Genomic DNA, 16,784 nt, shown 5'->3' with positions numbered 1-16,784 from the left:
TGCTTTCTTTTGTATCTTTGAGTATTTAACGAAACTGTTTTTTTCATTTCACCACAAGTGTATAAAATGAGGCCTTCTTTATATAAGATTTTAATATCGTCGACGCTGACGATACCAATATCTTTTCACTTCTCGCAATTGCATGCAGAAGTGGCTTTAACTCAAGAATCTATTCTCGATGCAAATGGAGCATTCAGTCCGCAATCTACAAGCACTGCGGGAGGAACGATTTACAACGTCGAGAGTGATATTTCTATTGTAGATGTAGGACAGACAGCGGCTCTTGCTTCCTCAGCTTTTGTTCAGACTGCAGACAACCTAACTTTCAAAGGGAACAACCATAGCTTATCCATAACGAACGCGAATGCCGGAGCTAATCCTGCGGGAATTAACGTTAACACTGCCGATAAGATTCTTACGCTGACAGATTTTTCTAAGTTGAGCTTTAAGGAATGCCCATCTTCTCTAGTGAATACTGGAAAAGGGGCTATGAAATCCGGAGGAGCATTAAACTTAGCGAATAATGCCAGTATTCTGTTTGATCAGAACTATTCCGCTGAGAATGGTGGAGCCATCTCTTGCAAAGCTTTTTCTCTAACCGGCTCGAGCAAAGAAATCAGCTTCACCACTAACTCTACTGCGAAAAAAGGTGGAGCGATTGCTGCTACGGGAATAGCTCATCTTTCGGACAACCAAGGCACAATCAGATTTTCTGGGAACACTGCTGTGAATTCTGGGGGAGCAGTATATTCAGAAGCTTCTATGACGATTGCAGGTAACAACCACGTTGCTTTTAGCAACAATGCTGTTTCCGGTTCATCTGATGGTTGCGGTGGAGCTATCCATTGTAGCAAAACAGGTTCAGCACCGACCCTTACTATAAGAGATAACAAAGTCTTGATTTTTGAGGAAAATACTTCTTCAGCAAAAGGTGGAGCGATTTACACCGATAAACTCATATTGACTTCTGGTGGGCCTACGGCATTTATCAATAACAAAGTTACCCATGCTACACCTAAGGGTGGAGCTATTGGTATTGCTGCCAATGGAGAATGTAGCTTAACCGCTGAACATGGGGATATTACTTTTGATAATAACCTGATGGCCACACAAGACAATGCTACAATAAAAAGAAATGCCATTAACATTGAAGGCAATGGTAAATTCGTCAACTTACGTGCAGCGTCTGGAAAGACGATTTCTTTCTATGATCCTATCACAGTTGAAGGTAATGCTGCTGATCTTCTCACTTTGAATAAAGCTGAGGGTGATAAAACGTATAATGGAAGAATTATTTTTTCAGGAGAAAAGCTCACTGAAGAACAAGCTGCTGTTGCGGATAACCTAAAGACAACATTTACACAGCCTATCACTTTAGCTGCTGGTGAACTTGTGTTACGCAGCGGTGTGGAAGTAGAAGCAAAAACAGTCGTGCAAACAGCAGGATCTTTGATTCTGATGGATGCAGGCACAAAGTTATCCGCAAAAACAGAAGATGCTACACTGACGAATCTGGCTATTAATCCGAATACCTTAGATGGGAAAAAATTCGCCGTAGTCGATGCCGTTGCTGCTGGGAAGAATGTGACTTTATCAGGTGCTATTGGCGTTATTGATCCTACAGGGAAGTTTTATGAAAACCATAAGCTAAATGATACGTTAGCTTTAGGAGGAATTCAACTTTCTGGGAAAGGTTCGGTGACAACAACCAACGTGCCTAGTCATGTTGTTGGTGTTGCTGAAACCCACTATGGTTATCAAGGAAACTGGTCTGTCAGTTGGGTCAAAGATAATAACTCTGATCCTAAAACACAAACAGCAATCTTTACCTGGAATAAAACAGGATATGTTCCAAATCCTGAACGTCGTGCTCCGCTAGTACTCAATAGCCTTTGGGGATCCTTTATAGATTTACGTTCTATTCAAGATGTCTTGGAACGTAGTGTTGATAGTATTCTTGAGACACGTCGTGGTTTGTGGGTCTCTGGAATTGGGAACTTCTTCCATAAAGATCGGAATGCTGAAAATCGCAAATTCCGTCATATCAGTTCGGGATATGTGTTAGGAGCCACAACAAATACCTCGAGAGAGGATTCTCTTAGTGTGGCTTTCTGTCAGTTATTTGCAAAAGATAAAGACTACCTTGTAAGCAAGAACGCCGCAAACGTCTATGCGGGTTCTGTATATTATCAGCATGTGAGCAAGTTTGATGATCTCACGCGGTTATTTAATGGGCCTAACACGTGTTGTTCAGGGTTTTCTAAAGAGATTCCTATTTTCTTGGATGCACAAATTACCTATTGCCACACGGCCAACAACATGACAACGTCCTATACAGACTATCCTGAAGTGAAAGGTTCTTGGGGTAATGATACCCTGGGCTTAACTTTGTCTACTAGCGTACCTATCCCGGTATTTAGTTCTTCTATCTTTGATAGTTATGCACCGTTTGCAAAATTACAAGTTGTCTATGCGCACCAAGATGACTTTAAAGAACCAACAACAGAAGGCCGGGTCTTTGAAAGCAGCGATCTTCTCAACGTTTCTGTACCTATAGGTATAAAATTTGAGAAACTCTCCTATGGAGAGAGAAGTGCTTATGATCTTACACTGATGTATATACCTGATGTGTACCGTCATAATCCAAGCTGTATGACAGGATTGGCGATCAATGACGTTTCCTGGTTAACCACAGCTACGAATCTTGCTAGACAAGCTTTCATAGTTCGCGCGGGTAACCATATTGCCTTAACCTCTGGTGTTGAGATGTTCAGTCAGTTTGGTTTCGAATTACGAAGCTCTTCAAGAAATTATAACGTAGATCTTGGCGCTAAGGTCGCGTTCTAAAAAGCTCCCCCCTGCCCAGCTCTGGGCAGGGTTCTCCTTATTCTAGTCTAGACAATCCCCTTGACTTTTAATTATTTTTATGATCGGTTTGGGATATCTCAAATCACCCAAAGCATGAATTTATGAAACATCCAGTTTACTGGTTTTTAATATCCTCGAGCTTAATCGTCTCGAACTCATTATACTCCGAGGAACCAGATCAAAAAACCTTGACCTCTGCGCATAGCTACAATGGAAACACGAATAGTGAGCCATTCAATCCATTATCAACTAGCAATTCAAACGGTACAATATACACGTGTACAGGGAATATATGTATTGCCTATGCGGGGTTAGATGGCTCGGGCTTATCCAGTAGTTGTTTCACTGATACTGCTGGAAACCTTTCCTTCTTGGGAAATGGTTACACACTGTGTTTTGATAATATTACTACACAATCTAGTCACCCCGGAGCTATTAGTGTTAGTGGTACCAATAAAACCTTAGACATCTCAGGATTTTCCTTATTTTCATGTGCCTATTGCCCTCCAGGAGCAACCGGCTACGGAGCCATCAAAGCTGTAGGGAATACCACTATCAAAGATAACTCTAGTCTCGTCTTCCATAAAAACTGCTCTACAGGAGAAGGTGGGGCTATTCAGTGTAAAGCAAGCAGTAGTGAAGCTGAATTAAAAATAGAAAATAATCAAAATCTTGTTTTCGCAGAAAACTCCTCCTCTTCAAGCGGCGGGGCTATTTATGCTGATAAACTCACCATTGTCTCAGGTGGACCTACGTTATTTTCTAATAACTCCGTATCCGCTTCTTCACCTAAAGGTGGAGCCATTTGCATAAAAGATTCAGGTGGTGAATGTAGCTTAACCGCTGATCTCGGAGATATCACCTTTGATGGGAACAAAATCATCAAAACTAATGGTGGAAGTCCTACAGTAACAAGAAATTCCATCGATCTCGGCTCTAGCGGAAAATTTACAAAACTAAATGCTAAAGAAGGTTTCGGGATTTTCTTCTATGACCCTATTACTGGAGGAGGATCTGATGAATTAAATATTAATAAACAAGACACTGTTGATTATACAGGCAAGATCGTCTTCTCTGGTGAAAGATTATCAGATGAAGAAAAAAAGGTTGCGGCCAATCTGAAATCAGATTTCAAACAACCCTTAAAAATCGGTTCCGGATCTTTAATCCTTAAAGATGGTGTCACTCTAGAAACGAAATCCTTCACGCAAACAGAGGGCGCTACCGTTGTCATGGACCTAGGGACTACGTTACAAACGCCTTCCTCAGGTGGAGAAACCATCACCCTAACTAATTTGGATATTAACGTCGCCTCATTGGGAGGGGGGGGGGTCGCTCCAGATCCTGCTAAAGTCGAAGCAACAACTGAAAGTAAAACAGTCACAATCAATGCTGTCAATCTAGTCGATGACAATGGCAATGCCTACGAGTATCCTATACTTGCTGCATCTCAGCCTTTCACAGCAATAGAAGTAAGATCTGGGTCTAGCGGCTCTATTACTAAACCCACAACCAATCTAGAAAACTATACCCCTCCTACCCATTACGGTTATCAAGGTAATTGGACGGTCACTTGGAAACAAGGATCAAGCGCCCAAGAAAAAACAGCCACTCTAACTTGGGAACAAACTGGTTACTCCCCTAACCCAGAACGTCAAGGATCTTTAGTTCCGAATACTCTCTGGGGTTCCTTCTCTGACATCAGAGCTATACAAAACTTAATGGATATCAGCGTCAATGGTGCTGATTACCATAGAGGTTTTTGGGTATCCGGTCTAGGAAACTTCTTACATAAAAGTGGCTCAGATACTAAACGAAAATTCCGCCACAATAGTGCCGGATACGCCTTAGGCGTCTACGCGCAAACTCCTTCAGAAGACGTATTCAGTGCGGCTTTCTGCCAACTCTTCGGAAAAGACAAAGACTATTTAGTCTCTAAAAATAGTTCCACTGTCTATGCAGGTTCCATCTATTATCAACATATTTCTTATTGGAATACCTGGAATACGTTGCTACAAAATACTCTCGGTGCGGAAGCTCCGTTAGTCCTTAACGCACAGTTAGCTTATTGTCATGCTTCTAATAATATGAAGACAAACATGACAGACACCTACGCTCCTCCCAAAACAACATATTCAGAAATCAAAGGTGATTGGGGAAATGATTGTTTCGGAGTCGAGTTCGGAGCTAAAGCGCCCATAGAAACGGCATCTCTCCTCTTCGATATGTATTCACCTTTCGTGAAGCTACAACTTGTGCATGCGCACCAAGATGACTTTAAGGAAAACAATAGCGATCAAGGAAGATACTTTGAAAGTAATAACCTCACCAACTTATCTATGCCCATAGGTGTGAAATTGGAAAAATTCTCTCACAAGGATACCGCTTCTTACAACCTTACCCTGGCTTATGCTCCAGATATCGTAAGAAGCAACCCTGACTGTACTGCCTCTCTGTTAGTGAGCCCAACCTCTGCTGTCTGGGTAACTAAAGCTAATAACCTTGCGCGGCATGCTTTCATATTACAAGCAGGAAATTACTTGGCTTTAACTCGCAACACGGAGCTCTTCAGTCAATTCGGTTTCGAACTCCGAGGTTCTTGCCGCACCTATAACATAGATCTCGGATCGAAGATCCAGTTCTAATCTCATCCACCTCCCCTGCTCCGTAGACACGGAGCAGGGCCTCCCTTTGTCTACTCTAGCTGGTGACCTTGACTTTTAATTATTTTTATGATCGAGTTAGGATATCTCAAATCACCCAAAGCATGAATTTATGAAACATCCAGTCTACTGGTTCTTAATATCCTCGAGCCTATTTGCCTCGAATTCTTTGAGCTTCGCTAACGACGCTCAAACAGCCTTAACTCCCTCCGATAGCTATAATGGAAATGTGACCTCTGAGGAGTTCCAGGTAAAAGAAACTTCATCAGGAACAACGTATACTTGTGAAGGCAATGTGTGTATCTCCTTTGCAGGGAAAGATTCAGGTCTAAAGAAAAGTTGTTTCTCAGCTACTGATAACCTTACCTTCCTAGGAAACGGGTATACTCTTTGCTTTGATAATATTACTACTACAGCTAGTAACCCCGGAGCCATTAATGTTCAAGGTCAAGGAAAAACCTTAGGCATCTCAGGATTTTCTTTATTTTCATGTGCTTATTGTCCTCCAGGCACAACTGGTTACGGAGCTATACAGACTAAAGGCAACACAACTTTAAAAGATAACTCTAGTCTTGTCTTCCATAAAAACTGCTCAACAGCAGAAGGTGGGGCTATCCAGTGTAAAGGAAGCAGTGATGCTGAATTAAAAATAGAAAATAATCAGAATCTGGTTTTCTCAGAAAACTCCTCCACTTCAAAAGGCGGGGCTATTTATGCTGATAAACTCACCATTGTCTCAGGTGGGCCTACATTATTTTCTAACAACTCTGTATCCAACGGTTCATCCCCTAAAGGCGGAGCTATTAGCATAAAAGATTCAAGTGGTGAATGTAGCCTAACCGCTGATCTCGGAGATATTACCTTCGATGGGAACAAAATCATCAAAACTAGTGGTGGAAGTTCTACAGTAACAAGAAATTCCATAGATCTCGGCACAGGGAAATTTACAAAGCTACGTGCTAAAGACGGCTTCGGAATTTTCTTCTATGACCCTATTACTGGGGGAGGATCTGATGAACTAAACATTAATAAAAAAGAAACTGTTGATTATACAGGAAAGATCGTCTTCTCAGGTGAAAAATTATCCGATGAAGAAAAAGCACGAGCGGAAAACCTAGCTTCTACTTTCAACCAACCCATCACATTATCAGCAGGATCTCTTGTACTTAAAGATGGTGTATCTGTAACCGCAAAACAAGTAACGCAGGAAGCGGGATCTACCGTTGTCATGGATCTAGGGACCACATTACAGACGCCTTCTTCAGGTGGAGAAACCATCACCCTAACTAATCTAGATATTAACATCGCCTCGTTGGGGGGGGGGGGGTACCTCTCCTGCTAAACTCGCAACAAATACAGCAAGTCAAGCTATAACTATTAACGCTGTCAATCTAGTCGATGCTGATGGCAATGCTTATGAAGATCCTATTCTTGCTACGTCTAAACCTTTCACAGCAATAGTAGCTACAACTAACGCTAGTACAGTCACACAGCCTACAGATAATCTAACAAATTATGTCCCTCCTACTCATTACGGTTACCAAGGAAATTGGACAGTAACTTGGGACACCGAAACAGCTACAAAAACAGCCACTCTAACTTGGGAACAAACTGGCTACTCCCCTAACCCAGAACGTCAAGGACCTTTAGTCCCGAATACTCTTTGGGGTGCATTCTCTGACCTCAGAGCTATACAAAACTTAATGGATATTAGCGTCAATGGCGCTGACTACCATAGAGGTTTTTGGGTATCCGGTCTAGCTAACTTCTTACACAAAAGTGGCTCTGATACTAAACGCAAGTTCCGTCACAATAGCGCCGGATACGCTTTAGGCGTCTACGCAAAAACTCCTTCTGATGATATTTTCAGTGCGGCTTTCTGCCAACTCTTCGGAAAGGACAAAGACTATTTAGTGTCGAAAAACAACGCCAACATTTACGCAGGTTCTCTCTATTATCAGCATATCTCCTATTGGAGCGCTTGGCAGAATCTGCTACAAAACACTATCGGTGCAGAAGCTCCGTTAGTCCTTAACGCACAGTTAACTTATTGTCATGCTTCAAACGACATGAAAACCAACATGACGACTACTTACGCTCCTCGTAAAACAACGTATGCAGAAATCAAGGGTGATTGGGGTAACGATTGTTTCGGAGTCGAGCTTGGTGCAACTGTGCCTATCCAAACAGAATCTTCTCTCCTATTCGATATGTACTCACCTTTCCTGAAGTTTCAACTTGTGCATACGCACCAAGATGACTTTAAGGAAAACAATAGCGATCAGGGAAGATACTTCGAAAGCAGCAATCTCACCAACCTTTCTCTGCCTATCGGCATCAAGTTTGAGAGATTTGCTAACAACGATACAGCTTCTTATCATGTCACTGCTGCTTATTCTCCTGATATCGTAAGAAGTAACCCTGACTGTACTACTTCTCTGTTAGTAAGCCCCGACTCTGCTGTCTGGGTAACGAAAGCCAACAACCTTGCGCGAAGCGCCTTCATGCTACAAGCAGGAAACTACTTGTCTTTAAGTCACAACATAGAAATCTTCAGCCAGTTCGGTTTCGAGCTCAGGGGATCTTCACGAACCTATAACGTAGATCTCGGATCGAAGATCCAGTTCTAATCTCATCCACCTCTCCTACCCCGTTCCCACGGGGTAGGGCCTTATAACCTTGACTCTCCTTGGAATATCCCGAACAAAGAGTCAAAAAAATACGTCTCATAGGATTCTGGTCTATTCCCTTTTCTTTATTTTGGAGAAAAATCTGATCACCTGCAAGACACGCAAGATATAGGTAAATTTCGTCAACTATCCGAATCGTTAAAACCTTGATCTTCTAGAAGTTTTTTATTTTAGATGGTCATCTAACCAGAAGATAGGCCTCGGCATTTTCCTCATCAAGATACAGCAACTCTTGCTTTATTTTCCTCTTTCCCTTATGTCAGGTAGAGCCGCAAAATATGCAGGGAATACTAATGAAAAACTCTATTTATGGGGTTTTACTGTTTTCCTCTTTTGCCTTATCCACTGCTACCAAACTTCTTGCAGATGCCGACTCTGTCAACCTTGCAACTGGATTCAACGGCTCCACTAGTGAAACTTTCAATGTTAAACAAACAGATAATGCTGACGGGACAACATATATTCTAGGCAGCGCGATCACCTTTGAACACATAAATCAATTAAAACCAGCAAACACTAGCTGTTTTGCTAATACAGCTGGAGATCTAACGTTTACTGGGAATCGACGACTTCTCTATTTCAATAATATTTCATCAACAGCGAAAGGTGCCGCTATCAGCACAACTGCGGATGGTAAGACACTCACAATATCCGGGGCTCTACAACTGATTTTCTACATGTCGCCAAGATTGGCCACGGGAAATGGCGTCATTTATTCTAATAGCTCTGTACTCATCGAGAACAATTCTCAAGGTAGCTCGGGACTGAATAAGTCTGCAGGGAAAGGCGTCTTTATTTGTTGTGAGAAAAGTACGGATGTGGGAGCTACATCACCGACATTAATCATACGGAATAACGGAGAGTTTCTTACTGTAGGTAATGCAGCTACTAGCTCTGGAGGAGCGATTTATGCGGAGAAAATGATCTTATCCTCAGGAGGATATACAAAATTTCAATCCAATGTTAGCTATGATCAAGGTGGGGCCATTGCCATTGCTCCTAATGGAGAAATTAGTCTCTCCGCGGATAAAGGAAATATCGTCTTTGAAAGAAACCTTAAAATTGCCAACAAACAAAATACTCCCAATGCCATTCACCTAGGAGACAATGCGAAATTTCTTCAATTACGTGCTGCTAACAACAAAGCCATATTTTTTTATGACCCGATTACAACCACGGGATCTGTGGCAGATCGGCTAATTATTAATAACTCGCAAGGAGAAGCCTCGACTTACGATGGGGCGATTGTATTTTCTAGTCTCAACTTATTCACTCATTCCCCTGAATGTAAACTCTCTTCATTTTCTCAAGGTCTTACTTTAGCGGCAGGATCATTAGTTTTAGAAGAGGGGGTATGTGTACAAGCTCCGTCTTTTGATCAACGTGCTCACTCCCAACTATTCATGAATCCTGGGACGAAGTTACAAGCTACCCAGAACATCTCGGTAAAGAATCTCCATCTCAATCTTAATAGAATAGCAGAAGAGCCGGCGTATATCACCACAACAGACGATGCTTCTAGTGTGGACATTTGCGGACCTGTAGTTATGCATATAGATGATGAGATCTTCTATAATCAGACAGTATTAGCAAATGAGTTGTCTGTAGAGTGTTTAAATCTCAGTTCTCCACATCTCGATAATATCACTATTGATGACGTTCCCGCAGTGCCTATCATGACGTTAGAATCGCATCGTGGTTATCAAGGTACATGGGAAATCTCTTGGAAAGAGCAACCTAAACTTACCTTTGGGAAGGCGACTATCGCGCCTAATAAGCAGATGCACCTTATTTGGAAACCTTCTGGTTACGTTCCTTTCTCAGGGGGAACTGGAGAGTTTACGACATCTTTAGTGCCTAATAGCTTATGGAATCTCTTTTTAGATACACGTTTTTCTCAACAAGCGATTGAGAAACATGCTGTATCTTCAGGTAACGGTATATGGATTTCCTCCATGACCAATTCTTTTCTTCAAGGTTCTACGAACAACAACCACGGCTTTCGTCATAAGAGTTCAGGATATACCGCAGGGGGAAAAATACAAACACTTCAAGATGATATCTTTAGTGTCAGTTTTTCTCAGCTATTTGGGAGATCTAAGGATTTTGGATCTGCCACATCTAAGGATACATTCCTATCGGGCTCTATCTATGCTCAGCATTCGAGACGCTTACTTCCTATAATGAGATTCCTTGCAGGAACATCAACATATAGACCGCGACTCTTACTGAGTATTCCCAAGAATCTTCCTATCAATTTTGATGTTCTTGTGAGTTACAGCTATGACAGTAACCACATGAAAGTCAAAAATTCTAACCGTACACAAACCCGAGGGTCATGGAATACCTATGGGTATAGTGCACAAATCGGTAGTTCGATTCCTTTTGTTTTAGATGTATCGCATACCTTTTTCCAGTATGTATCTCCTTTTATCAAACTGCATTGGATCTATGCGCATCAGGTACAATTTCAAGAACAGGGAATCAAAAGACGTTCTTTTAACAACAGTAATTTAAAAAATCTCTCATTGCCCCTTGGTCTTAAAATTCAAGGCCAAACACTCCGTCGTCTCTCTTATGAATTTACTGGGATGTACATTACTGATCTATATCGTTGCAATCCTGAGAGCGTGACTTCATTAATCTCTGGAGGCTTACTCCCTTGGACAACAACAGGAACAAATCTTAGTAAGCAAGCTGCTCTGTTGCAAGGATCGAGTAACATTTCTCTTACATCACACATCAATATCTTTGCGCAAGGAACTGTGGAATTCCGCCGTTCCTCTTATAGTTACAACATGGATTTTGGCAGCAGGGTGCATTTTTAACAGTGTACACCCCTACCTCTAAGGCAGGGGTGTCCATGAGGAATAGCAACTAAACACTGAATTAATCTGCTTTTTTGATTTGGTATACCTTTCGAAGTTATCACCATTCCTAAAAGGAGAAACATTTTTTCCTATAAAACAACAGGGAATGTATTATGAGAAACTCTATTTATGGGGTTTTAATCCTTTCATCTTTTACTGTATCTATAGCTTTTGCAAACGCTGAAAACTTAGGTTCTTCGGCGGGTTTTGACGGTTCTACAGGGACCGATCAATTTACTGCTAAGCAATCTACACAAGCAGGAGGAACTACCTACAATCTAACTGCAGACGTCATTATCCAACATGTCAAATCCACCGATCCCGCAAATACCAGCTGTTTTAAAAACTCTACTGGCGATATCACATTCACTGGAGCCAACCACTCCTTAATATTTGAAGATATCGTCTCTACAGCTCAAGGAGCTGCTATCAGTACAAATACGGATGGCAAAACCATCACGATGTCTGGGTTTAATGTTCTATCTTTCATTGCTGCTCCCCAAGCTACCACTGGCAATGCGGCTATTTATGGTATCGCTTCTATCACCATCAAAGAAAACAATCGGTTAGTTTTTGACACAAACCACTCTACGGCAGCGGGCGGCGCTATTCATTGTTTAAAGACTGGGGCAACAGCAACAACACTCACTCTAGAGAAGAATGCTTCTATGATCTTTAGGAATAACTCCTCGGCAACTACCGGCGGAGCTATACATACTGATCATCTTGTACTTACAGCTGGAGGGTATACTTTATTTGAAAATAACCATGCCACGCAAAAAGGCGGGGCGATTTCCATTGCGGGTTCTGGGGAGCTGAGTTTATCTGCGGATGAAGGCAGCATTATCTTTAGAGGGAATACCTACACAGACGCAGGGAATAGAGTCAACAATGCGATTTATGTAGGGGCAAATGGGAAATTTACAAAACTCGAAGCGAAAGAAGCACAATCTATTCTATTTTATGATCCTATTCTTGTTGAAGGCGCAGCGGCTGACAACCTAGAAATCAACAAAGCCAATGGAGCCACAACGTATACAGGCTCTATTATTTTTTCAGGCAGGCACATTCATAGTCCTCATAAAAAAATGAAACACGTTTCTAAATTCACGCAGCCTTTGACTCTAGCTGCAGGATCTTTAATTTTAGAAAAAGGTGCGCATTTAGAAGCGAAATCGCTCACACAAACTGCAGGATCTAGAATTATCCTAGATCAAACTTCGAGCATAAAAGTCCAAGAAAACGTGGATATTAAAGACCTGTGGTTAAGCCTTGATGAGTTTGTGGAGCCTACAGCAACACATATCGCCTCTTCAGGAGATGCGCATAACGTCACCATTACAGGTCCTTTGGGGATCTTCGCTGATCAAGAGACTTTTTATAATCACCATGCTCTTGCGCATAACGTCGATCAAGAGCTACTACAGCTTGCTGACAAAGACATCACAAAAATCTCTTTAGTTGATGTTCCTGAATCTGTAAGAGAAAACCTTGACGCCCATCGTGGATATCAAGGCAGTTGGACTATAGATTGGAAAACGGTTCCTGGGTCTACATCTGGAGGGGTCACCATTCTTGGCACGAAAACGGCCACTGTACATTGGAGACCTACAGGATACATTCCTTTTGGTGGTGCGCAAGAAATCACTACACCTTTAGTTCCTAACACGCTATGGGGAAATTTCTCTGATATCCGCAATTTAGAAAGAACTATAGAATCTCTAGCTACGAATTCTCTGTGTTCTGAAGGATTCTGGGCTACAGGAATTAAAAACTTTCTCTATACTCAGAGTGGAGAAAAAAACTTTGTTTTCCAACATAACAATTCTGGCTATGCCATCGGCATAAATAAACATACGCTGTCAGAAAATGTATTTTCTGCAGCATTTTCTCAACTCTTTGGTAAAGATAGAGATAATGCTCAAGGTCAGGTAGAACACCAAACACTTTCAGGATCCTTGTATGCGCATCACGTAGGTACTATACCGATGTTACGTTTCCTCTGTGGTGACTCTAAACAGTGTGTTCCTGAACTGCAAGCATCTCCTTGTATTCCTGTGATCTTCAACGCTCAACTCAGCTATAGCCATAGCCATAACAATCTTACCATTGCTCACGAAGATCAAACAAAAACGACAGGCAACTGGTCGAATTACTCCGTAGCTACAGAATTAGGATCTACATTCGTGTATACTTTGAGTAAATGTCCCTCTATACTCAAAAATGTATCCCCATTTATCAAACTCCAAGGGGTGTATTCTGAACAAAGGAAATTCACAGAAGAAGGTTTGCGTCGCTGCTTATTCTCAAGTACATATTTAGCTAACCTTGCTCTTCCCGTAGGGATAAAAATCCAAGGTATCTGCCCTAGAAAACTTCTTGCCTATGATCTTTCTGCCATGTATGTTCATGATGTCTTCCGCATTAACCCTGAAACTATGACGTTATTCTTAATTGGAAGATTAGCTCCATGGACAACACCAGCGACTCATCTCGATAACAAAGCTCTAGTTGTTCAAGGTTCTGGACGATTCGCTGTTCGACCTAACATCGAAGTCTTTGCCTCAGGCAATGGCGAACTCCGTTCTTCTTCCCATAGTTATAACTATGATTTCGGTGCTAAAATACATTTTTAGATCTTCCTCTCTCCCTGTTCTTTATAGAGCAGGGAGTATCCCCTACCTCTCCTTATACACTCTGATAAACTTGAAATTTTTTATTTTTTTCTATGTCGCGGGTTAGACATTTGTAATCCAAGATGCCTCATGAAACTTTCCGTTTATGGGTTTTTACTCTCATCGTCGCTACTCTCTACCCATATTATATTCGCTGATTCGTCTCCGGATGCTACCTCTGTAACATCCGCAGTTGCTAAAGCAGCCACAGAAACAGAATTATCAGACAGTTTTGATGGATTTACACAACCAGAGCAAGGATTTACATCAAAAGATACAGATAATGAGGCAGGAACTACATATACCCTCAAAGCAGATATTTCCTTTGCGAACATTATCTCTCTGACTACAGCAACAGAACAACCTCCAAGAACTGTGAGTGGCAATTCCGAAGGCAACTGCTTTACCAATACCAAGGGGGATCTTTCCTTTGCTGGTGATTCTCATTCTCTAGAATTTATCAATATCTTCCTCAAAGGACAGGGTGCGGCTATTAGCCATACAGCAAAAGATAAAACATGAAAATTATCTAATATCTCTGACCTTACATTCGCCTCAGCTCCTTCTCCTGGAGCTATAGCCGAGGGTAAGGGAACTATTTTTTGCCAAGGCTCCTCACTACAAGTCAAGGATAACACGAACGTTGTATTCTCAAGTAACCACTCTACCGAGAACGGCGGGGCTATATGTTATACACCCCCCCCCTCGCACCTGAGCCGGAACCGGAACCTCCTTTAGAAGGAGCAACCTCTTTAACTAAACTCAAGGACGCTAATCTAGGGTCAATTCCATCCCCCATGGGGATAATGCACTCAAGCGTTGAATCCTCGGAAACCACTGATAATAGTGTCTTTACCTTTGAGGGAAACTCTGGGTTAACATTTTCTGAGAACTCTTCAGACAAATGCGGTGGAGCGATCTACGCTAAAAACCTCAAGATTGTCTCTGGTGGCCCAACTGTATTTACCAATAATACAGCTAAGAAAACAGGCGGAGCGATTGCGATTGCTGACGGCGGGACTCTCTCCCTAACCGCAGAGTCTGGAGACATTATCTTCAAAGGTAACACGAGTAATGGTGGGACCCCGAATGCTAATAGGATCAAAAGCTCAAATTACCGACTTGCGAGCATCCCAAGGAAGATCCATTATTTTTTATGATCCCATCTCATTTCAACCGGAGGCTGGGACTGGAGGTACACTTACTGAAGCTGACGGAACACTAAAAATCAATGCCCCAGACCCATTACCCGAAAAATCATCTCTTCCTAGCATGGGAAGATTGATGATCCGAGCTGAAGGTGATGGCCAACCAACATCCAAAAGCTATACGGGGACGGTGGTTTTCTCTGGGAAAAGTACTACCAAGGCTAAGGAGGTAACCAATATCTTCTTGTTTCGCTCTCCCGTGGAACTTACTGCAGGAAGATTGGTTTTTCCGATGGCGCCTTATTTTCTGCAACATCCTTCACACAGAAAGATGCAGACTCGTGCGTCATGTTGGAACAAAACACACAGCTACAAGCTTCAAACTCCATGGATCTGAAAAACTTGTGGGTAAACATTAAGGACCTAAACTCTTCCACATTTGCAAGAGTCAGTGCTACGGGAAGTTCTGGAAATGTTAATGTTTCTGGTCCAATTATTTTTACTGTTTCTGATCCTGATTTTTATAACAACCCTAAGCTTGCAAACAACTGAGTAGAGAATTTTTAAAAATATCAGCTACAAGAGGACAGGTCACTGTTTCTGATAATAGCAATATAACCAATGACAAAGAGGAAACACACCTAGGTTATCAAGGTATATGGAAATTGACCTGGGAGGATTCTCCAACAGGAGGCTCTGGAAATGAAAAGGTTGCGAATTTAAATTGGCAACCCTTAGGGTACATTCCTACTATGGACGATACACAAAGCTACACTTCTTTGGTACCTAACAGTCTCTGGGGTATGGTTGCCGATGTCACAGCAATCCAAAGACTCATCGAAGGTGAAGCCAACTCTGCTACTGGTAAGGATATCTGGGGTGCCGGATTGTCCAACTTCTTTCAAGGAAAGAAAACACATAGAAACCGGAAATTCCGTAATTTTAGCTCTGGCTATGCTGTAGGAGTCAGCTCGCAATCTCTTCATAATTTTAAATTTAGCTTTGGTTTTTGCCAGCTATTTGGACAAGCTAAAGATTATGGAGAGACAAGGATTCATGAAAAAATTCTTTCGGGGTCGCTATATACTGAATATTCTACAGAATTGCTGCCTATTCTAAAATTCCTTGCAGGAACCTCAGTGTTCAAACCGAAAATTTTAAAACAAGTTCCTGAGGATTTCCAAGTCAAATTCCAGTCACAATCTGGGTATTTTTATGGGGATAACTCCATGAAGGTACGCTACTCTGATGGTACACAAACGCACAGCTCCTGGGAAAATCATTGTTATTCAGGAGACATAGGCACATCGATCACTCTACCTATAAAAAGTAAAGATGGCCTTTTGCAAAAGGCCACGCCATTTGTAAAAGTGCAAAGCGTATACATCTATCAAAAAGGCTTCCATGAAAAGGGCTTAAGACGAAGAGCATTTAGTCATACCTATTTGACGAATATCTCTCTACCTTTAGGAATAAAAATTCATGGAGATTCTCTATCTAAAGATCTCCATTATAAACTTTCTGCTGCCTATGTAGGAGATGCTTACCGCCATAATCCTAAAAACATTACGATGCCTATTGTGACCCATGTTGTGACTACACCCTGGTTAACAACAGCGACAAATCTACAAAGACATGCGGCACAATTCGCATGTTCTGGGGATTATGCTTTAACCTCGTATATCCATCTATTTACTCAAGGAAGTATAGAACTACGTAAATCTGCAAGAGGCTACCACGCCAACGCAGGAAGCTCTATCCACTTCTAAATGCTTTTCCCTGCTCTTTATGAGCAGGGAGCATCTCGATGGGAAATCTATTTCTCTCGATTCCTTTGGGTGTAAACACCTTCCAAAGAACATCCATGATT

General features: G+C 41.8%; 9 protein-coding genes and 1 pseudogene. All 10 read left to right on the top strand.

Translation table 11 applies throughout. The features are described from left to right. Positions 1–66: 66 nt before the first annotated feature. The 10 genes and pseudogenes from CHAB577_RS01510 to CHAB577_RS05195 all read left to right on the top strand — a co-directional run bounded on the left by CHAB577_RS01510 (position 67) and on the right by CHAB577_RS05195 (position 16,683). Positions 67–2,847: an autotransporter domain-containing protein gene (locus CHAB577_RS01510; protein ID WP_011096953.1), complete on the top strand. Its 2,781-nt coding sequence runs from the start codon at positions 67–69 to the stop codon at positions 2,845–2,847. 122 nt (positions 2,848–2,969) lie between these two features. Continuing rightward, positions 2,970–5,513, top strand: a complete 2,544-nt coding sequence (locus tag CHAB577_RS01505) for an autotransporter domain-containing protein (protein WP_011096952.1) — start codon at positions 2,970–2,972, stop codon at positions 5,511–5,513. Between the two features lie 130 nt (positions 5,514–5,643). Continuing rightward, positions 5,644–8,161: pseudogene (locus CHAB577_RS01500) on the top strand (autotransporter domain-containing protein). Between the two features lie 353 nt (positions 8,162–8,514). Beyond that, positions 8,515–11,049, top strand: coding sequence for an autotransporter domain-containing protein (locus tag CHAB577_RS01495; RefSeq protein ID WP_041461316.1), 2,535 nt, complete (start codon positions 8,515–8,517; stop codon positions 11,047–11,049). Positions 11,050–11,204: 155 nt separating this feature from the next. After that, positions 11,205–13,727 (top strand): polymorphic outer membrane protein middle domain-containing protein, encoded by a 2,523-nt coding sequence (locus CHAB577_RS01490; RefSeq protein ID WP_011096950.1) that lies wholly within the window; start codon positions 11,205–11,207, stop codon positions 13,725–13,727. Positions 13,728–13,856: 129 nt separating this feature from the next. Next, positions 13,857–14,288 carry a hypothetical protein gene (locus CHAB577_RS01485; RefSeq protein ID WP_232500311.1) on the top strand — a complete coding sequence of 144 codons (432 nt, stop codon included), beginning with the start codon at positions 13,857–13,859 and terminating at the stop codon, positions 14,286–14,288. A 12-nt stretch (positions 14,289–14,300) separates the two neighbouring features. Further along, positions 14,301–14,504, top strand: a complete 204-nt coding sequence (locus CHAB577_RS05210) for a hypothetical protein (protein ID WP_314735635.1) — start codon at positions 14,301–14,303, stop codon at positions 14,502–14,504. Between the two features lie 68 nt (positions 14,505–14,572). Then, positions 14,573–14,926, top strand: coding sequence for a hypothetical protein (locus tag CHAB577_RS05205; RefSeq protein WP_041461315.1), 354 nt, complete (start codon positions 14,573–14,575; stop codon positions 14,924–14,926). Next, on the top strand, positions 14,856–15,311 hold the full coding sequence (locus CHAB577_RS05200; RefSeq protein WP_232500310.1) for a hypothetical protein: 456 nt from the start codon (positions 14,856–14,858) through the stop codon (positions 15,309–15,311). Before CHAB577_RS05205 ends, CHAB577_RS05200 begins: the two co-directional genes overlap by 71 nt. Before the next feature lie 268 nt (positions 15,312–15,579). After that, on the top strand, positions 15,580–16,683 hold the full coding sequence (locus CHAB577_RS05195) for an autotransporter outer membrane beta-barrel domain-containing protein (RefSeq protein ID WP_232500309.1): 1,104 nt from the start codon (positions 15,580–15,582) through the stop codon (positions 16,681–16,683). Positions 16,684–16,784 lie beyond the last annotated feature (101 nt).

The sequence above is a fragment of the Chlamydia abortus genome, from assembly GCF_002895085.1.
Lineage (GTDB): Bacteria > Chlamydiota > Chlamydiia > Chlamydiales > Chlamydiaceae > Chlamydia > Chlamydia abortus.
The sequence above is the reverse complement of the archived record's forward strand: the minus strand, read 5'-3'. Positions and strand labels throughout refer to the sequence as shown.